The following is a 20,205-nucleotide window of genomic DNA, read 5'->3' on the forward strand; positions in this document are numbered from 1 at the left end:
GGCTGATGAACAGTCCTGTATCGCGTCGCGGATTTCTCAAGGGCAGTGCCGTGCTGGGTGGCGGTCTGGTGGTGGCGTTTGTCGTCCCCGGTGCCCATCGTTTTGCTCTGGCGGCGGAGAATGAAGGCAAGGTCTTCGCGCCGAATGCGTTTTTGCGCATTGCCGCCGACAACAGCGTGACGGTGTTGCTCGGGCATTCTGAAATGGGCCAGGGCATCTGGACCGGCCTGACCATGCTGATCGCCGAAGAGCTGGACGCCGACTGGTCGACGATTCGCGTCGAACACTCGCCGGCCTCGGCGGCCAATTACGGCATGCCCGCGTTTGGCGGGATGCAGATTACTGGCGGCTCGACCTCGACCTGGATGGAATTCGACCGCTACCGGCTCGCCGGGGCCACGGCGCGGCAGATGCTGGTGGAAGCGGCGGCCAAGCGCTTCAACGTCGCTGCGTCGACGATTCGCACCGAGTCCGGCGTAGTGATCGCCGGCGATAAACGCGCGACGTACGGCGAACTGGCGGACGCCGCCGGGCAACTGCCAGTGCCAGATCCAAAGTCGATCACCTTCAAAGAGGCCAAGGACTGGAAAGTCATCGGCAAACCGACCAAACGCCTCGATACCCCGGAGAAAATCACCGGCCGCGCCAGGTTCGGCATGGACGTGCAATTCGAAGGCCTGATGACCGCGATGGTCGCCCGTGCGCCGGTGTTCGGTGCCACGGTCAAATCCTTCGAAGGCGCCGAGGCGCTGGCGATGCCGGGTGTGCACAAAGTGGTGCAGGTGCCGACCGGCGTGGCGGTGATTGCCGAGCATTACTGGGCGGCGAAACTCGGTCGTGATGCATTGAAAGTCGATTGGGACATGGGGCCGCACACTGACTTGAGTAGCCAGGGGCTGCTCGACAGCTTCCGCAAACTGGCGGCGACACCGGGCACTTCCGCCAGTCAGGCCGGGGATCCGCAAGGCAACTTCGACAAGGCGGCGAAGAAAATCGACGTCGAATACAGTGTGCCGTATCTGGCGCACGCACCGATGGAACCGCTGAACTGTACGGTGAAGATCAGCGCCGAAAAGTGCGAGATCTGGACCGGCACGCAATTCCAGACCCTGGACCAGATGGTCGCCGGCAAGATCACCGGACTCAAACCGGAACAGGTGGAAATTCACACCGAATTTCTTGGCGGCGGATTCGGGCGGCGGGCCAATCCGACCTCGGACTTCGTCGCCGAAGCGGTGCAAGTGGCGAAAGCCGCCGGGATGCCGGTGAAAACCGTGTGGTCGCGCGAGGATGACATTCGCGGCGGTTATTACCGCTCGATGTTCCTGCATCAGGCGCGCATAGGCCTGGACGGGCAGGGCATGCCGCTGAGCTGGCAGCATGTGCTGGTGGGTCAGTCGATCATGGCCGGCACCATGCTCGAACAGACCATGGTCAAGAACGGCATCGACGCGACTTCGGTCGAAGGCGTGGCCGACAGCCCGTATATCAAGGGCCTGGCCCATCAACAGGTCGAGCTGCATTCGCCGCAGACCGGGATCAATGTGCTGTGGCTGCGTTCGGTGGGGCACAGCCACACCGCGTTCGTCATGGAGTCGCTGATCGATGAGATGGCCACGGCGGCGGGCAAGGATCCGGTGGAGTACCGACGCACCTTGCTCAAGGATCATGCGCGGCATCTCGGCGTGCTGAATCTGGCGGTGGAGAAGGCCAACTGGACAGCGCCATTGCCGGACGGCCATGCGTTGGGCGTGGCGGTGCACGAATCCTTCGGCAGTTATGTGGCGCAGGTGGCCGAGGTCTCGCAGGACAATCTGGCGATCCGCGTGCACCGCGTGGTGTGTGCGGTGGATTGCGGGATCGCGGTCAACCCGCAGAGCATCGCGGCGCAGATGGAATCGTGCATCACCTTTGGCCTGGGCATGGCGCTGCACAGCAAGCTGACGGTCAAGGACGGTGCGGTGGTGCAATCCAATTATCACGACTATCAGGTGCTGCGGCTCAACGAGATGCCGCTGGTCGAGGTGCATATCGTACCCAGCAGCGACAAACCCGGCGGCATCGGCGAAGCCGGGGTTCCGCCCACCGCGCCGGCGGTGGCCAATGCCGTGTATGCGCTGACCGGGCAACGCCTGCGTGAACTGCCGCTGCAACTGTCGGGGGTGTGAGATGAAACGACATCTGCTGTTGGGCACGGTGATTTTGCTGGGTTTGGGCGGCTACGCCTCGGACCTGTTCGCCGACGATCAGGAGGCACTCAAGGCGTTCGGCACGGTGCAGAAGGTGTTCCAGAGCCCGCGCTGCCAGAACTGCCACATCCCCGGCGACTCGCCGCTGCAGTTCGATGCGGGCAAACCGCACGCGATGAATGTGGTGCGCGGCATGGACGGTAAGGGCGCCGCCGGTTTGCCTTGCGCCACCTGCCACGCCGAGAGCAATCCGCCGGAGAGTTATGGCCCGCATGCGCCACCGGGGGCGCCGCACTGGAGCCTGCCGCCGGCGGCGCACAAGATGGCCTGGATCGGCCTGCCGCCGGACAAGTTGTGCGCGATGATCAAGGATCGTTCGAGCAATGGTGACCGTGACTTCGCCGCGCTGATCAAACATGTCAGCGACGACAAACTGGTGCTGTGGGGCTGGAATCCCGGGGCAGGGCGTGCGCCGGTGCCGGTACCGCATGACATTTTTGTGGCCCAGTTCAAGCTTTGGGCCGACGCTGGCGGACCATGTCCGGTTGCGGGCGGTTGAGTGTGTGAGTCGCTGGCGAATCAAGCTACTCTAAGGGTCGTTGACCCTGATGGAGTGCGTGATGCTGGCCCCGATCAAACCCGCCAATGAAGCCACCCGAATTCAAGCGCTGCACGGCTTGAATGTACTTGATTCGGCGCCCGAAGAACGTTTCGACCGTTTGACCCGTCTGGCCAAACGCCTGTTCAACGTGCCGATTGCGCTGGTCACGCTGGTGGACAAGGATCGGCAATGGTTCAAGTCTTGCGTCGGGCTCGACGTCAACGAAACCCCGCGTGATGTGTCGTTCTGTGGGCACGCGATTCTTCAGGACGAATTGCTGCTGGTGCCAGATGCCAAGCGGGACAAACGCTTTCATGACAATCCGCTGGTCACCGGCGAGCCGAACATCCGTTTCTACGCGGGCTACCCGCTGACCGTGCCCAACGGCAACAAAATGGGCACGTTGTGCCTGATCGACACCCAGCCACGCGAACTCGACGACGAGGAGCGCGGGCTGTTGCGCGATCTGGCCGGCATGGCCGAGCAGGAGTTGATGGCGGTGCAGATGGCGAGCATGGACGAGCTGACGCTGCTGTCCAACCGCCGCGGCTTCAAGACCCTGGCCCAGCATGCGCTGGACGCCTGCAAACACCGGGACAAACCGGCGACGCTGCTGTTTTTCGATCTCAATGACTTCAAACAGATCAACGATCGTTACGGCCATGCCGAGGGCGACAGTGCGCTGAAGACCTTTGCCGATGTGCTGCGCATCGCTTTTCGCGAGAGCGATGTGGTCGGGCGCTTGGGTGGTGACGAGTTCGTGGCGCTGCTGACCGGCTCCAGTCACGTTGAAACCACAGCGATCATGGCGCGGCTCAAGGAAATCCTCGACGAGCGCAATGCGATGTTGCAGCGCGGCTACGAGATTCGCTTCAGCGTCGGCCAGATCGAATACGATCCGCAACGCCATGAAACGGTGGATCGACTGCTGGCCGATGCCGACGAGGCGATGTATGCGCACAAGCAGGCGTTGAAACGGCGCTGATTCAGGCCTCATCGCTGGCAAGCCAGCTCCCACAGATTTAGCGGCTGCCCACGAAATCCCGGCACACCGCAGAACCCTGTGGGAGCGGGCTTGCTCGCGAAAGCGTCCGGTCAGGCTATATCCATGTCGAATGTGCCAGCCTCTTCGTGAGCAAGCCCACTCCCACAGGTTTGTCCGCTGCCCACAAAGTTCAGGCGCATCGCAAAACAGTGTGGGAGCGGGCTTGCTCGCGAAAGCGTCCGGCCAGGCGATATCCATGTTGAATGTGCCAGCCTCTTCGTGAGCAAGCCCACTCCCACAGGTTTATCGGGTGCTCACAAAATTCAGGTGCAGCGCAGAACCCTGTGGGAGCGGGCTTGCTCGCGAAAGCGTCCGGTCAGGCGATATCCATGTTGAATGTGCCGGCCTCTTCGTGAGCAAGCCCACTCCCACAGGTTTGTCGGCTGCCCACAAAATCCAGATACACCGCAGAACCCTGTGGGAGCGGGCTTGCTCGCGAAAGCGTCCGCTCAGGCTATATCCATGTCGAATGTGCCAGCCTCTTCGTGAGCAAGCTCACTCCCACAGGTTTGTCGGCTGCCCATAAAATTCAGGCACATCGTAAAAACAGTGTGGGAGCGAGCTTGCTCGCGAAAGCGTCCGGTCAGGCGATATCCATGTTGAATGTGCCGGCCTCTTCGTGAGCAAGCCCACTCCCACAGGTTTATCCGCTGTTCACGAAATTCAGGCTCACTCCTACAGGGGATTTGGGTTGTTGAAGACTTTGCAGGCACAAAAAAACCCGCCGATTGGCGGGTTTTTTATCGGCAGACCGAAGATTACTCTTCGATGTTGCCCATGGCGGTGGTGTTGAAGCCGCCGTCCACGTACATGATTTCACCGCTGATGCCCGACGCCAGGTCGGAGCACAGGAAGGCGCCGGCGTTGCCGACTTCTTCGATGGTGACGTTGCGGCGCAGTGGGGTTTGCGCTTCGTTGGCGGCCAGCATCTTGCGGAAGTTCTTGATGCCCGAGGCTGCCAGGGTACGGATCGGGCCAGCCGATACGCAGTTGACGCGGGTGCCGTCCGGGCCCAGGGAGCCGGCCAGGTAGCGTACGCCAGCTTCCAGCGAAGCCTTGGCCATGCCCATCACGTTGTAGTTCGGCATGGTGCGCTCGGCGCCCAGGTACGACAGGGTCAGCAGGCTGCCGTTGCGGCCTTTCATCATTTCGCGGCCAGCCTTGGCCAGGGCCACGAAGCTGTAGGCGCTGATGTCGTGAGCGATGCGGAAACCTTCACGGGTGGTGGCTTCGGTGAAGTCGCCGTCCAGTTGGTCGCCCGGGGCGAAGCCGACGGAGTGCACGATGCAGTCCAGGCCGTCCCACTTCTTGCTCAACTCTTCGAAGACCTTGGCGATTTCTTCATCGCTGGCCACGTCGCACGGGAAGCACAGCTCAGGGCTCGAACCCCAGCCTTGAGCGAATTCCTCAACACGACCTTTCAGTTTGTCGTTCTGATAAGTGAAGGCAAGCTCAGCGCCCTCGCGATGCATGGCGGCAGCGATGCCGGATGCGATGGACAGCTTGCTGGCGACACCGACGATCAGTACGCGCTTACCGGCGAGAAAACCCATGTGTTGCTCCTCTTTCAGGTTATTGCGCAGTGGCTGGTGCCAAAAAAGCGGCTTCCAGCAACTGCTGTGTATACGGATGTTTGGGGGCGGCAAAAATATCTTGCGCGTCTCCCTGTTCGACCACTTGGCCATGCTTGACCACCATCAGTTGGTGGCTCAGCGCTTTGACGACAGCCAGGTCATGGCTGATGAACAAATACGTCAGGTTGTACTTGGCTTGCAGTGAACGCAACAGCTCCACCACTTGCCGCTGCACCGTGCGGTCGAGCGCGGAAGTCGGCTCGTCCAGCAGGATCAGCGCCGGTTTCAGCACCAAAGCCCGGGCAATGGCGATACGTTGCCGTTGCCCACCGGAAAATTCGTGAGGGTAGCGGTGCCGGGTTTCCGGATCCAGACCTACCTCCTTCAATGCCGCAATAATCGCCGCTTCCTGCTCGGCGGCGGTGCCCATCCTGTGAATCCGCAGGCCTTCGCCAACGATGTCGCTCACGCACATCCGCGGGCTCAGGCTGCCGAACGGGTCCTGAAACACCACCTGCATCTCCCGCCGCAACGGGCGAACCTCATTCTGCGTCAGGCAGTCTAGCTGCTTGCCCTCAAAGCGGATCGCGCCTTTGCTGCCGATCAGCCGCAAAATTGCCAGACCGAGGGTGGATTTGCCGGAACCGCTTTCCCCTACGATCCCCAGCGTTTGTCCCTGAGGCAGGCTGAAATTGATGCCGTCCACTGCCTTGACGTAATCCACCGTGCGCTTGAGCAGGCCTTTCTTGATCGGGAACCAGACTTTGAGGTTCTCGACTTCGAGCAGCGGCGCCCCGATTTTATTGGTCGCCGGGCCTCCGCTGGGCTCCGCGCCGAGCAATTCCCGAGTGTACGGATGCTGCGGCGAACGGAACAGCTCTGCGCACGATGCCTGTTCGACGATGCAACCGCGCTGCATGACACATACGCGATGCGCAATTCTTCGCACCAGGTTCAAATCGTGACTGATCAGTAGCAGCGACATGCCCAATCGAGCCTGAAGTTCCTTGAGCAAATCGAGGATTTTCAGCTGAACGGTCACGTCCAGTGCGGTGGTCGGCTCGTCGGCGATCAGCAGTTCCGGCTCGTTGGCCAACGCCATGGCGATCATTACCCGCTGGCGCTGGCCGCCGGACAATTCGTGGGGCAGGGCCTTGAGGCGTTTGTGCGGCTCGGGAATGCCGACCATCTCCAGCAGCTCCAAAGTGCGCTTGGTCGCGACTTTGCCGCTCAGACCCTTGTGGATGCCGAGGATCTCGTTGATCTGCTTCTCGATCGAGTGCAGCGGGTTGAGCGAGGTCATCGGCTCCTGAAAGATCATCGCGATGCGGTTGCCGCGAATATGCCGGATGGTCTTTTCGCTCAGCCCCAGCAGATTCTGCCCGGCATAGTTGATGCTGCCGGCCGGATGGCGGGCCAGCGGGTAGGGCAGCAGGCGCAGGATCGAGTGCGCCGTCACCGATTTGCCCGAGCCGGACTCGCCGACCAGGGCCAGGGTTTCGCCGCGTTTGATGTCGAAGCTCACGCCCTCGACCACCCGGTGCAGGCGCTCGTTGAAGCCGAACTCGACGGCGAGGTCGCGCACTTCGATCAGATTGTCCTGATTCATTTCACTTCCTCGGGTCGAAGGCATCGCGAGCGGACTCGCCGATAAACACCAGCAAACTCAACATCAGCGCCAGCACCGCGAACGCGCTCATGCCCAGCCATGGTGCCTGCAAGTTGGATTTGCCCTGGGCCACCAGTTCACCCAGCGACGGACTGCCGGCCGGCAAACCGAAACCGAGGAAATCCAGCGCGGTCAGGGTGCCGATGGCGCCGGTAAGAATGAACGGCATGAAGGTCATGGTCGAGACCATCGCGTTGGGCAGGATGTGGCGGAACATGATCGCACCGTTCTGCATGCCCAGCGCCCGTGCCGCACGTACGTATTCGAGGTTGCGGCCACGCAGGAACTCGGCGCGCACCACGTCGACCAGGCTCATCCACGAGAACAGCAGCATGATCCCCAGCAGCCACCAGAAATTCGGCTGGACGAAACTGGCAAGGATGATCAGCAGGTACAGCACCGGCAATCCCGACCAGATCTCCAGAAAGCGTTGCCCGGCCAGATCGACCCAGCCGCCATAGAAACCCTGCAGCGCGCCGGCAATCACGCCGATGATCGAGCTGAGCACAGTCAGGGTCAGCGCGAACAGTACCGAAATGCGGAAGCCGTAGATCACCCGCGCCAGCACATCGCGGCCCTGATCGTCGGTGCCCAGCAGGTTGTCCGCCGAGGGCGGGGCCGGGGCCGGGACTTTCAGGTCGTAGTTGATGCTCTGGTAGCTGTAGGGGATCGGCGCCCACAACACCCACGCATCCTTGGCCTTGAGCAGTTCGCGGATGTACGGGCTCTTGTAGTTGGCTTCCAGCGGGAACTCGCCGCCGAAGGTGGTTTCCGGGTAGCGCTTGATCGCCGGGAAGTACCAGTTGTTGTCGTAATGCACCACCAGCGGCTTGTCGTTGGCGATCAGCTCGGCGCCGAGGCTCAGGCCGAACAGGATCAGAAACAGCCACAGCGACCACCAGCCACGCTTGTTGGCCTTGAACAGTTCGAACCGGCGGCGGTTGAGAGGGGACAGATTCATCTCAATGCTCCCGGCTGGCGAAGTCGATGCGCGGATCGACCAGGGTGTAAGTGAGGTCGCCGATCAGTTTCACCACCAGACCGAGCAGGGTGAAGATGAACAGAGTGCCGAACACCACCGGGTAATCGCGATTGATCGCCGCTTCGAAACTCATCAGACCCAGACCGTCGAGGGAGAAAATCACTTCCACCAGCAACGAGCCGGTGAAGAAGATGCCGATGAACGCTGACGGGAACCCGGCAATCACCAGCAGCATGGCGTTGCGGAACACATGGCCGTAGAGCACGCGATTGCGCGTCAGGCCCTTGGCCTTGGCGGTGACCACGTACTGCTTGTTGATCTCGTCGAGGAAGCTGTTTTTGGTCAGCAGGGTCATGGTCGCGAAGTTGCCGATTACCAGCGCGGTCACCGGCAGCGCCAGGTGCCAGAAATAGTCGAGGATCTTGCCGCCCAGGCTCAGTTCATCGAAGTTGTTCGAGGTCAGCCCGCGTAGCGGGAACCAGTCCAGATAACTGCCGCCGGCAAACACCACGATCAGCAGAATCGCAAAGAGGAACGCCGGGATCGCGTAGCCGATGATGATCGCGGAGCTGGTCCAGACGTCGAAGTGGCTGCCGTGTCGGGTGGCTTTGGCGATCCCCAGCGGGATCGACACCAGGTACATGATCAGCGTGCTCCACAGCCCGAGCGAGATCGACACCGGCATCTTTTCCTTGATCAGGTCGATGACCTTGGCGTCACGGAAAAAACTGTCGCCGAAATCCAGCTTCGCGTAGTTCTTGACCATGATCCACAGACGTTCCGGGGCCGACTTGTCGAACCCGTACATGTGCTCGATTTCCTTGATCAGCGCCGGGTCCAGGCCTTGCGCGCCACGATACGCGGAGCCGGCCACCGATACTTCGGCACCGCCACCGGCGATGCGGCTGGTGGCGCCTTCGAAGCCTTCGAGCTTGGCGATCATCTGCTCCACCGGGCCGCCGGGCGCGGCCTGGATGATCACGAAGTTGATCAGCAGAATCCCGAACAGGGTCGGGATGATCAGCAGCAGTCGCCGAAAAATATACGCCAGCATCTGATTACTCCGTGCCCACAGGGTCGGCTTGCAGTTTGGTTTCGACTTCTATGGCGGGCTTCGCGTCAGGCTTGACCCACCAGGTGTTAATCCCGATGTCGTATTTGGGCGAGACTTTCGGGTGACCGATGTGGTTCCAGTACGCCACGCGCCAGGTCTTGATGTGCCAGTTGGGGACCACGTAGTAACCCCATTGCAGCACCCGATCCAGCGCCCGGGCGTGCGCCACCAGGCTGCTGCGCGAGTCGGCGTTGATCAGGTTCTCCACCAGTTGATCGACGATCGGATCCTTCAGGCCCATGGTGTTGCGGCTGCTCGGTTTGTCGGCGGCGGCGCTCATCCAGAATTCGCGCTGCTCGTTGCCCGGCGAATTGGATTGCGGAAAGCTGCCGACCATCATGTCGAAGTCTCGCGAACGCACGCGGTTGATGTACTGCGAAACGTCGACACGGCGGATCACCAGATCGATGCCGAGGTCGGCCAGATTGCGTTTGAACGGCAGCAGCACGCGTTCGAATTCGGTCTGCGCCAGAAGGAACTCGATGACCACCGGTTTGCCGCTGGCGTCGACCATTTTGTCGTCGACGATCTTCCAGCCAGCCTCTTGCAGCAATTGATAGGCCTCGCGCTGCTGTGCGCGGATCATGCCGCTGGCGTCGGTCTTCGGGTTCTCGAAGGCTTCGCTGAACACCTGCGCCGGCAGTTTGCTGCGAAACGGTTCGAGGATCGCCCGTTGCTCGGCGTCGGGCAGGCCGGTGGCAGCCATTTCCGAGTTCTCGAAATAGCTGCGGGTGCGGAAGTAGGCACCGTTGAACAGCTGCTTGTTGGTCCACTCGAAATCGAACAGCAGGCCGAGCGCCTGACGCACCCGCACATCCTGAAACAGCGGGCGGCGCAGGTTGAAGACGAAGCCCTGCATGCCGGTCGGGTTGCTGTTGGCGATCTGTTCCTTGATCAAGCGGCCTTCGGTGACCGCCGGGATGTTGTAAGCGTTGGCCCAGTTCTTCGCGGTCATTTCCAGCCAGTAATCGAACTGGCCGGCCTTCAGCGCTTCGACGGCGACGGTGTTGTCGCGGTAGTAATCGGTGGTCATCACGTCGAAGTTGTAGAACCCGCGATTGACCGGCAGATCCTTGCCCCAGTAGTCCTTGACCCGTTCATAGCGCACCGAGCGCCCGGCTTTCACTTCGGCGACCTTGTACGGGCCGCTGCCCAGCGGGATCTCCAGATTGCCCTTGGAAAAATCACGATTGGCCCACCAGTGTTTCGGCAGCACCGGGAGCTGACCGAGGATCAGCGGTAACTCGCGATTGTTGGTGTGCTTGAACTTGAACAGCACCTTGAGCGGGTCTTCGGCGATGGCCTCTTCTACATCGCTGTAGTAGCCGCGAAACAGCGGCGAGCCGTCCTTGGTCAGGGTCTGGAAGCTGAACACCACGTCTTCGGCGCGCACCGGATGGCCATCGTGAAAACGCGCTTCCGGGCGCAGGTAGAAACGCACCCAGCTGTTGTCCGGGGCTTTCTCGATCTTCGCGGCGATCAGGCCGTACTCGGTGAACGGTTCGTCGAGACTGTGCTTGGTCAGGGTGTCGTAGATCTGCCCGACGTCATCGGCCGGCACGCCTTTGCTGATGAACGGGTTGAGGCTGTCGAAGCCGCCGAACCCGGCCTGACGGAAGATCCCGCCCTTGGGCGCGTCGGGGTTCACGTAATCGAACTGCTTGAAGTCCGCCGGGTATTTCGGCGGCTCGTTGTACAGGGTCACAGCGTGTTGCGGGGCGGCAATCGCCAGCCCGGCGAACAGCAGACCGCTGGCCTGCACGAGCAGGGCGCGGATGGGCGTCATTTATTGTTCTCCGAAGATTTCAGCCACCACGCGCTCAGGCCCAGGGTGTAGGGCGGCGTGGTGACGAAGGCCAACCGGTTGCGGTAGGCCAGTCGGTGATAATTGAGGTACCAGTTGGGAATGCTGTAGTGCTGCCAGAGCAGCACGCGGTCCAGCGCCTTGCCGGCGGCGACCTGTTCGTCGCGGGTTTGCGCGGCGAGCAATTGTTCGAGCAGGTGATCGACCACCGGGTTGGCAATACCGGCGTAATTCTTGCTGCCCTTGACCCCGACCTGACTGGAATGGAAGTACTGCCATTGCTCCAGACCCGGGCTGAGGGTCTGGTTGAGGGTCATCAGGATCATGTCGAAATCGAACTGGTCCAGGCGCTGTTTGTATTGAGCGCGATCCACCGTGCGCAGGCGCGCGTCGATGCCGATGCTGTTGAGGTTCTCGATATAGGGCTGGAGGATCCGCTCAAGGTTCGGATTGACCAGCAACAGTTCGAAGCTCAGCGGCTGCCCTGCGGTGTTTTGCAGGCGCTGGCCGTTGAGTTTCCAGCCGGCCTCGGCGAGCAGGGCCAGGGCCTTGCGCATGGTCTCTCGCGGGATGCCACGGCCATCGGTTTGCGGCAGGGTGAACGGCTCGGTGAATAGCTTCGCGGGTAACTGATCTTTATACGGCTTGAGCATCAGCCATTCATGCCCGACCGGCAGCCCCGTCGCGGAAAACTCGCTGTTAGGGTAGTAGCTGGTGGTGCGCTGGTAGGCATCGCTGAACAGCGCACGATTGGTCCATTCGAAGTCGAACATCAGGCCCAGCGCTTCGCGCACCTTGACGTCGCTGAAGGTTACACGCCGGGTGTTCATGAACAGGCCTTGGCTCTGCGTCGGGATCTGGTGCGGAATCTGCGACTTGATCACTTCGCCACGGCGCACGGCCGGAAAGTTGTAGCCGTTGGCCCAGTTCTTCGCCTGATGCTCGATGTAGATGTCGAATTCGCCGGCCTTGAAGGCTTCGAAGGCCACGTCGCTGTCGCGGTAGAACTCGACTTCCATGCGATCGAAGTTGTACTTGCCGCGATTGACTGGCAGGTCCTTGCCCCAGTAATCCTTGACCCGCTCGAAAATCAGCTGCCGCCCCGGCGTCACTGAGGTGATGCGGTACGGGCCGCTGCCCAGCGGTGGCTCGAAGGTGGTGGCCTTGAAGTCGCGATCCTTCCAGTAATGCTGCGGCAGCACCGGCAACTCGCCGAGGCGCAGGATCAGTAACGGATTGCCCGAGCGTTTCATCACGAAACGAATGCGCTGCGGGTTGAGGATGTCGACCCGCGAGACTTCCTGCAGGGCGGTGCGGTACAGCGGGTGGCCGTCCTTGAGCAGTGTGCGGTAGGAGAACGCCACGTCGTAGGCGGTGATCTGGGTGCCGTCGTGAAAGCGCGCTTCCGGGCGCAGATTGAACACCACCCAGCTGCGATCTTCGCTGTACTCCACCGATTGCGCGATTAAGCCATAACTGGACGCCGGTTCGTCACCGGACGGCGAATACTGGCCGGTGCCGACCATCAGCGGCTCGTTCAGCTCGTTGATGCCGTACTGCAGGAAATTCGGCGTGGTGACCGGGCTGGTGCCCTTGAACGTGTATGGATTGACCGTATCGAAGGTGCCGAACGCCATCACCCGCAACGTACCGCCCTTGGGCGCTTGCGGGTTGACCCAGTCGAAGTGGGTAAATCTGGCCGGGTACTTGAGCGTGCCGAACTGCGCATAACCGTGACTTTCGGTAATCGTCGCGCTTGCGGGTGAGCTCAAGGCCAGGCTGATCAGGAGCAGGAGGAGGGGACGCTTCAAGTCAGATCCGATCCAGGCGGCTTGGGCTTTGTGGGCCGTACAGTAACAGCTTGTCTGGACAGGAAAAAGATAGCGGGTTAATGGGCTGTTAATCGGCGTGCAATGCTTGCCCGGTTTGCATTGTAGCGAGGGGATTTATCCCCGATGGACTGCGCAGCAGTCCCCGTGGTTTTTGGAAGGCAGGGGCCGCTTCGCGCCCCATCGGGGATAAATCCCCTCACCACAAGGAATCCATCGGGGACAAAAATTCTGGCAATAAAAAAGCCCCTGAAAATTCAGGGGCTCTTCTGTCAGTGCGGCTGGTAGACCGTGAGCATCTGCCCAGGCTTGAGGGCCTTGCCGGCACCCGGGTTCCAGCGCTTGAGATGCTGCATCTCGACGTTGAAACGCTTGGCCACCACGTACAGGGTGTCGCCACGCTTGACCTTGTACTGGGTCTGCTGCTGACTGTCGGCCTTGCCTTTGGGCTTGCTGTTGGCAGCGATCACCGTGTTGACCCGGCCACCGCTGCGCGCCGGGGTGCGCTTGGTGTTGTCCTGCATCACCAGGGTCTGGCCGACCTTGAGGTTTTTGCCGGTCAGCTTGTTCCAGCGCTGCAGGTCCTTGACTTCGACCTTGTTGGCCTTGGCGATGGAGCCGAGATTGTCGCCGCGTTTGACCCGATAGGCGCGCTTGAGCTTCGCCACTTCAGTCGGGTCGGCACCGTCGAACACCGGCTTCAGCGAACGCGGGCTGATCAGCTCTTCAGGCCGCATGGTCTGCAGGCTGGCGGTCAGCAATTGCGCCTTCGACGTCGGCACCAGCAGATGCTGAGGGCCGTCGATGGTGGTGCGCTGCTTGAAGGCCGGGTTGAGCTGGAACAGCTCGTCTTCGTCGATGTTGGCCACCGCTGCGACCTTGGACAGGTCCATGCGCTGGTTGATTTCGACGACCTGGAAATACGGTTCGTTGGCGATCGGGTTGAGGTTCACCCCGTAGGCTTCCGGGGCCAGCACCACTTGCGACAGGGCCAGCAGCTTCGGCACGTAGGCCTGGGTTTCCGCCGGCAACGACGACAGGTTCCAGTAGTCGGTCGGCAGGCCAAGCTTCTCATTACGCTCGATGGCGCGGCTGACCGTGCCTTCACCGGCGTTATAGGCCGCCAGGGCCAGCAGCCAGTCACCGTTGAACATGTCGTGCAGGCGAGTCAGGTAGTCCATCGCGGCGGTGGTCGAGGCGGTGATATCGCGACGGCCATCATAGAAGCGGGTCTGGCGCAGGTTGTAGTAACGACCGGTGGACGGAATGAATTGCCACAGGCCCGAAGCGTCGGCCCGTGAATAGGCCATCGGGTTGTAGGCGCTCTCGATCACTGGCAGCAGGGCCAGCTCCAGCGGCATGTTGCGCTCTTCGAGACGCTCGACGATGTAATGAATGTAGAGACTGCCGCGTTCGCCGGCGTTCTCCAGAAAGGACGGGTTGCTGGCAAACCACAGCCGCTGCTGCTCGATGCGCGGGTTGACGCCCAGGCCGTCCTGCAGCTGGAAACCACCGCGCATGCGCTCCCAGATGTCCTGGGGCACCTGCGGGCTAGGCTTTTCGCTGAGCCAGATCGGTTTCTGCTTGGCTCGCGCAGCAATGTTCGGCGTATGGCTCGCTTCAGGTTGCGGAGCATGGCTGGAACAGCCCGCCAACGTGGCGGACACAGCCACCGCGATGGCTTGCGCCAGGCGGGTCAGCGTGTCTGAATTGACGGACTTACGTATGGATGACGACATTGGCTGGAAGTAAGTTCCGGGCAAAAATGTCGGGCGATTCTAGAAAGCGCACCCCCTGCGGTCAACCATTCAGAATTTTTGTACCAACTGGTGAGTCACTTAGAACTTATCTTTCCATGCCCGCAGAGCCGCAAAAACCTCACTCGGCGCCCGGTTTTGAGCGCCTGCCCGTTCGTCCACTTTTTGTGTAACTAATGTTTCAGCTGTACGCAAAAACGGATTTGTGAGCTTTTCCAGGGCCAGGGTAGAGGGCAGGGTCATCACGCCTTTTTCCCGTTGCCGGGTGACTTTTTCCAGACGGGCGGCAATGTCCGGGTTGCCCGGTTCGACTGCCGCAGCAAACTTCAGATTGCTCAGGGTGTATTCATGGGTGCAATACACCAGCGTATCCTCGGGCAAAGCGGCGAGACGGCCGAGCGAGTGGTGCATCTGCTCCGGCGTGCCTTCGAACAGGCGTCCGCAACCGGCGGCGAACAGGGTGTCGCCGCAAAACAGCAGGCCGTGGTGGTAATAGGCAATGTGGCCGAGGGTGTGACCGGGCACCGCATAGACATCGAAATCCCAGCCGAGCACGCTGACCTTGTCGTTGTCCTTGAGCGCCACGTCGCGCCCCGGGATGTTTTCGCTGGCCGGGCCGTAGACTTTGGCGCCACTCGCCGCTTTCAGGCGTTCGACGCCGCCGACGTGATCGTGATGGTGATGGGTGATCAGAATGTCGCTCAACACCCAGCCCGGGTGCGCGGCCAGCCAGGCCTGCACCGGCGCGGCATCGCCCGGGTCGACCACGGCGCAGCGCTGGGTGCGGTGATCCTGTAACAACCAGATGTAGTTGTCGGTGAACGCGGGCAGGGCACTGATCTGTATCATCGTCGGAATTCGCCAAGCGGAAAACATTGGCGCATCTTAGAGCTTCTAGCGGCGTTGGAGAATGACATGACCGATAAAGCGTTCGCTCAGGCCGATCCCGACTGGCTGGCGTTGATCGGCGCGGCCCGTGAATGGCTGGCCGGCCCGCTCGGGCAATTTCTGCTGGATGAAGAACGGCGCATGCTCGAAGACGAGTTGGGGCGGTTCTTCGGCGGCTACCTGGTGCATTACGGGCCGTCGGCCCAGACCCCGCCGTCGGCGCCGCAGGTGCAGCGCAACGTGCGGCTCGGCGCGCCGTTGCCGGGTGTCGAGATCGTCTGCGAGGAACAGGCCTGGCCGTTGAGCGAGCACGCCGCCGACGTGGTGGTGTTGCAGCACGGTCTGGATTTCTGTCTGTCGCCCCACGGTTTGCTGCGCGAAGCGGCAAGCAGTGTACGCCCCGGCGGGCATCTGCTGATCATCGGCATCAACCCCTGGAGCACCTGGGGTTTGCGCCACGTATTTGCCCACGACGCCTTGCGCCAGGCACGCTGCATCTCGCCATCGCGGGTCGCCGACTGGCTCAATCTGCTGGGCTTTGCGCTGGAGAAACGCCGCTTCGGGTGCTATCGTCCGCCGCTCGCGTCGCCCAAGTGGCAGGCCCGACTGGCCGGCTGGGAACGCAAGGCCGGCGACTGGCAACTGTCGGGCGGTGGCTTCTATTTATTGGTCGCGCGCAAGATCGTGGTCGGCCTGCGCCCGGTGCGTCAGGAGCGTCGCGAGCCGATGGGCAAGCTGATTCCGCTGCCGATGGCCAAGGTCAACCGCCGTCGTATCGAACCGTAAACCTTCTTTTTATAGTGGCCGGACTTGTTCCGGCCGCGGCCATCGTCGATCCGCGATTGACGGGGCCAGGCATTTTTCTGGATAGAGTGGCATGAGCGAAAGCGTCGATAGCGTAGAACTGTTCACCGACGGTGCCTGCAAGGGCAACCCCGGCCCGGGCGGCTGGGGCGCCTTGCTGGTGTGCAAGGGCGTCGAAAAGGAACTGTGGGGCGGCGAAGCCAACACCACCAACAATCGCATGGAACTGCTCGGCGCCATCCGTGGCCTCGAAGCCTTGAAGCGTCCGTGCGAAGTGCTGCTGGTGACCGACTCGCAATACGTGATGAAGGGCATCAACGAGTGGATGGCCAACTGGAAAAAGCGCGGCTGGAAGACGGCGGCGAAAGAACCGGTGAAAAACGCTGACCTGTGGAAAGAGCTGGACGAGCAGGTCAACCGGCACAAGGTCACCTGGAAGTGGGTGCGCGGGCACATTGGCCATCACGGTAACGAACGGGCTGACCAGTTGGCCAACCGTGGGGTGGATGAGGTTCGCGGGTACAAGCAGAGCTGATTAACGGCGCTGCACTGTGGTACGGCCCATTCGCGAGCAGGCTCGCTCCCACATTGGAATGCGCTTCCCTGTGGGAGCGAGCCTGCTCGCGAATGGGGCGACACGGTCTGACTGAAACACCCCCACCGAGCGTGTTAACATCGCCGCTTTTGCACGATTGACCCCGTTGAGAATTGAACACTGATGGCCACCAGATCCGTTGTACTCGATACCGAAACCACCGGCATGCCGGTGACCGATGGTCACCGGATCATTGAGATCGGCTGTGTCGAACTGATCGGTCGGCGCCTGACGGGCCGGCACTTTCACGTCTACCTGCAACCGGATCGCGAGAGTGACGAGGGCGCGATCGGCGTTCACGGCATCACCAACGAATTCCTCGTCGGCAAACCGCGCTTCGCCGAAGTGGCCGACGAGTTCTTCGAGTTCATCAACGGCGCGCAACTGATCATCCATAACGCGGCGTTCGACGTTGGCTTCATCAACAACGAATTTGCCTTGATGGGTCAGCACGATCGCGCTGACATCACCCAGCATTGCACCATCCTCGACACCCTGATGATGGCCCGGGAACGTCACCCGGGGCAGCGCAACAGCCTCGACGCCTTGTGCAAACGTTATGGCGTCGACAACTCTGGCCGTGAACTGCACGGCGCCTTGCTCGACTCGGAGATTCTCGCCGACGTCTACCTGACCATGACCGGTGGCCAGACCAGTCTGTCGCTGGCCGGCAACGCTTCCGACGGCAATGGCACGGGCGAGGGCGCGGACAACTCCGCCACCGAAATCCGTCGTCTGCCGGCGAGTCGTCAGCCTGCGCGGATCATTCGGGCGACGGAAGAGGAACTGGCGGCGCATATGGCGCGGCTGGAAATCATCGCCAAGTCGGCGGGCGGTCCGGCGCTGTGGACGCAGATTGCCGAGGCTGATGCTCAAGCCTGAAAGATCAAAAGATCAAAAGATCGCAGCCTTCGGCAGCTCCTACATTGGAATGCGATCCCTGTAGGAGCTGCCGAAGGTTCGGGCCGCGTTCGGACGATCTTTTGCTTTTGGCTGAATGAAGCCAACTGGCCACCCTCGCCACTTTCGCTGCAACCCTCTACCCTGAGTGCATTGGCAGACTTTGATCCGCCGCCTCGGGACACTGAGCCTCATGTACAAAGATTTGAAGTTTCCGGTGTTGATCGTCCACCGCGACATCAAGGCCGACACGGTCGCCGGTGACCGTATCCGTGGCATCGCCCGGGAGTTGGAGCAGGAAGGTTTCAATATCGTTTCGGCCATCGACTACACCGAAGGGCGGTTGGTGGCCTCCACCCATCATGGTCTGGCGTGCATGCTGATCGCTGCCGAAGACGCCAGCACCAACTCGCATCTGCTGCAGAACATGGCCGAACTGATCGGTCTGGCCCGGGTGCGCGCGCCGGATCTGCCGATCTTTGCCCTCGGCGAACAGGTCACTCTGGAAAACGCCCCCGCCGATGCCATGGCCGAGCTCAATCAACTGCGCGGCATTCTCTATCTGTTCGAAGACACTGTGCCGTTTCTGGCGCGGCAAGTGGCGCGGGCGGCGCGCAAGTATCTGGACGGTCTGCTGCCGCCGTTTTTCAAGGCGCTGGTGCAGCACACCGCCGACTCCAACTATTCCTGGCACACCCCCGGGCATGGCGGTGGCGTGGCCTATCACAAGAGTCCGGTGGGGCAGGCGTTTCATCAGTTCTTTGGCGAAAACACCCTGCGTTCGGACTTGTCGGTATCGGTGCCGGAACTCGGTTCACTGCTCGATCACACTGGGCCGCTGGCCGAAGCCGAAGAGCGCGCCGCGCGCAACTTCGGCGCCGATCACACGTTTTTCGTGATCAATGGCACCTCGACCGCCAACAAGATCGTCTGGCACTCGATGGTCGGTCGGGATGATCTGGTGCTGGTCGATCGCAACTGCCACAAGTCGGTGCTGCACGCGATCATCATGACCGGCGCAATCCCGCTGTATCTGTGCCCGGAGCGCAATGAGCTGGGGATCATCGGCCCGATTCCGCTGAGCGAATTCAGTCGCGAATCGATTCAGGCGAAGATCGACGCCAGCCCGCTGACCAAGGGCCGGGCGCCGAAAGTCAAACTGGCGGTGGTGACCAATTCGACCTACGACGGCCTGTGCTACAACGCCGAGCTGATCAAACAGAGCCTGGGCAATAGCGTGGAAGTGCTGCATTTCGATGAGGCGTGGTACGCCTACGCGGCGTTTCACGAGTTCTTCGCCGGGCGTTATGGCATGGCCACCTCGCGCACCGAAGACAGCCCGCTGGTGTTCACTACCCATTCCACGCACAAGCTGCTCGCCGCATTCAGCCAGGCCTCGATGATTCATGTGCAGGACGGCGGAGCGCGGCAACTGGACCGTGACCGTTTCAACGAAGCGTTCATGATGCACATCTCGACTTCGCCGCAGTACAGCATCATCGCTTCGCTGGATGTGGCCTCGGCCATGATGGAAGGCCCGGCCGGGCGTTCGCTGTTGCAGGAAACCTTCGATGAAGCGCTGAGTTTTCGCCGGGCGCTGGCCAATCTGCGCGAGCACATTGTGGCGGATGACTGGTGGTTCTCGATCTGGCAGCCGCCCGGCGTCGAAGGCATCGACCGGGTGCAGACCGAAGACTGGCTGCTGCAGCCGGACGCCGACTGGCACGGCTTCGGCGAAGTCAGTGACGACTATGTGCTGCTCGACCCGATCAAAGTGACCCTAGTCATGCCCGGGTTGAATGCCGGTGGCGCGCTGAGCGAGAAGGGCATCCCGGCAGCGGTGGTCAGCAAGTTTCTCTGGGAGCGCGGGCTGGTGGTGGAGAAGACCGGGCTGTATTCGTTCCTGGTGCTGTTCTCGATGGGCATCACCAAAGGCAAGTGGAGCACGCTGCTCACCGAGTTGCTGGAGTTCAAGCGCAGTTACGACGCCAACATCAGTCTCGCGACCTGCCTGCCGTGCGTGGCGCAGCAAGACACCGCGCGCTATCGCGGCATGGGCCTGCGTGACCTGTGCGATCAACTGCACGCCTGTTACCGCAGCAACGCCACCGCCAAACATCTGAAACGCATGTACACGGTGCTGCCGGAAATCGCCATGAAGCCGGCCCATGCCTATGATCATCTGGTGCGCGGCGAAGTCGAGGCGGTGCCGATCGATGAGCTGGAAGGAAGGATCGCGGCGGTGATGCTGGTGCCGTATCCACCGGGAATTCCATTGATCATGCCCGGCGAGCGCTTTACCGAGGCAACCCGCTCGATCATTGACTACCTGAAGTTCGCCCGCACGTTCGATAGCAGCTTCCCCGGTTTTGTCGCTGATGTGCATGGACTGCAACATGAAGACGAGGGCAATGGACGGCAGTACACCGTCGATTGCGTCAAGGAATGAGGACT

At 61.4% G+C, this 20,205-nt stretch carries 15 protein-coding genes; 7 read left to right on the top strand and 8 right to left on the bottom strand.

The window, feature by feature from the left end; translation table 11 throughout:
* The first annotated feature begins 5 nt into the window (after nt 1-5).
* From ACOYXG_RS10905 to ACOYXG_RS10915, 3 genes are all read left to right on the top strand, one after another.
* A complete protein-coding gene (locus ACOYXG_RS10905) occupies nt 6-2,168 on the top strand; it encodes a xanthine dehydrogenase family protein molybdopterin-binding subunit (protein ID WP_460357633.1) in 2,163 nt (720 codons plus the stop codon).
* 1 nt (nt 2,169) lies between these two features.
* The gene (locus ACOYXG_RS10910; protein ID WP_097087928.1) at nt 2,170-2,748 is read left to right on the top strand and encodes a hypothetical protein; all 579 of its coding nucleotides are present in this window, start codon (nt 2,170-2,172) and stop codon (nt 2,746-2,748) included.
* Between the two features lie 61 nt (nt 2,749-2,809).
* Complete coding sequence (locus tag ACOYXG_RS10915; RefSeq protein WP_097087927.1) at nt 2,810-3,775, top strand: sensor domain-containing diguanylate cyclase; 966 nt, start codon at nt 2,810-2,812, stop codon at nt 3,773-3,775.
* 818 nt (nt 3,776-4,593) lie between these two features.
* Here the strand turns inward: ACOYXG_RS10915 and fabI are convergent.
* The 8 genes from fabI to gloB form a co-directional block, all read right to left on the bottom strand.
* Nucleotides 4,594-5,388: an enoyl-ACP reductase FabI gene (gene fabI, locus ACOYXG_RS10920; protein ID WP_003202751.1), complete on the bottom strand. Its 795-nt coding sequence runs from the start codon at nt 5,386-5,388 to the stop codon at nt 4,594-4,596.
* Between the two features lie 19 nt (nt 5,389-5,407).
* Nucleotides 5,408-7,018 (bottom strand): ABC transporter ATP-binding protein, encoded by a 1,611-nt coding sequence (locus ACOYXG_RS10925; RefSeq protein ID WP_460357637.1) that lies wholly within the window; start codon nt 7,016-7,018, stop codon nt 5,408-5,410.
* 1 nt (nt 7,019) lies between these two features.
* Entirely contained in the window at nt 7,020-8,039 is a 1,020-nt protein-coding gene (locus ACOYXG_RS10930) for an ABC transporter permease (RefSeq protein WP_064587187.1), read from the bottom strand.
* 1 nt (nt 8,040) lies between these two features.
* Nucleotides 8,041-9,114 (bottom strand): microcin C ABC transporter permease YejB, encoded by a 1,074-nt coding sequence (locus ACOYXG_RS10935; protein WP_003224148.1) that lies wholly within the window; start codon nt 9,112-9,114, stop codon nt 8,041-8,043.
* A gap of 4 nt (nt 9,115-9,118) precedes the next feature.
* The gene (locus ACOYXG_RS10940) at nt 9,119-10,960 is read right to left on the bottom strand and encodes an extracellular solute-binding protein (RefSeq protein WP_460357641.1); all 1,842 of its coding nucleotides are present in this window, start codon (nt 10,958-10,960) and stop codon (nt 9,119-9,121) included.
* Nucleotides 10,957-12,789: an extracellular solute-binding protein gene (locus ACOYXG_RS10945; RefSeq protein WP_460357644.1), complete on the bottom strand. Its 1,833-nt coding sequence runs from the start codon at nt 12,787-12,789 to the stop codon at nt 10,957-10,959. Before ACOYXG_RS10945 ends, ACOYXG_RS10940 begins: the two co-directional genes overlap by 4 nt.
* 290 nt (nt 12,790-13,079) lie before the next feature.
* Nucleotides 13,080-14,546, bottom strand: a complete 1,467-nt coding sequence (locus ACOYXG_RS10950; protein WP_096795960.1) for a LysM peptidoglycan-binding domain-containing protein — start codon at nt 14,544-14,546, stop codon at nt 13,080-13,082.
* A gap of 99 nt (nt 14,547-14,645) precedes the next feature.
* Complete coding sequence (gene gloB / locus ACOYXG_RS10955; RefSeq protein ID WP_460357647.1) at nt 14,646-15,413, bottom strand: hydroxyacylglutathione hydrolase; 768 nt, start codon at nt 15,411-15,413, stop codon at nt 14,646-14,648.
* A 66-nt stretch (nt 15,414-15,479) separates the two neighbouring features.
* On the opposite strand from gloB, the gene ACOYXG_RS10960 reads away from it, so the two are divergent.
* The 4 genes from ACOYXG_RS10960 to ACOYXG_RS10975 all read left to right on the top strand — a co-directional run bounded on the left by ACOYXG_RS10960 (nt 15,480) and on the right by ACOYXG_RS10975 (nt 20,200).
* On the top strand, nt 15,480-16,238 hold the full coding sequence (locus tag ACOYXG_RS10960; RefSeq protein WP_003224159.1) for a methyltransferase domain-containing protein: 759 nt from the start codon (nt 15,480-15,482) through the stop codon (nt 16,236-16,238).
* 91 nt (nt 16,239-16,329) lie between these two features.
* The gene (rnhA, locus tag ACOYXG_RS10965; protein ID WP_003224162.1) at nt 16,330-16,791 is read left to right on the top strand and encodes a ribonuclease HI; all 462 of its coding nucleotides are present in this window, start codon (nt 16,330-16,332) and stop codon (nt 16,789-16,791) included.
* Nucleotides 16,792-16,974: 183 nt separating this feature from the next.
* Nucleotides 16,975-17,733, top strand: a complete 759-nt coding sequence (gene dnaQ / locus ACOYXG_RS10970; RefSeq protein ID WP_027613146.1) for a DNA polymerase III subunit epsilon — start codon at nt 16,975-16,977, stop codon at nt 17,731-17,733.
* Nucleotides 17,734-17,944: 211 nt separating this feature from the next.
* Nucleotides 17,945-20,200 carry an Orn/Lys/Arg family decarboxylase gene (locus ACOYXG_RS10975; protein ID WP_460357651.1) on the top strand — a complete coding sequence of 752 codons (2,256 nt, stop codon included), beginning with the start codon at nt 17,945-17,947 and terminating at the stop codon, nt 20,198-20,200.
* The last annotated feature ends 5 nt before the right edge of the window (nt 20,201-20,205 follow it).

This window comes from Pseudomonas sp. G3-39 (assembly GCF_054790485.1).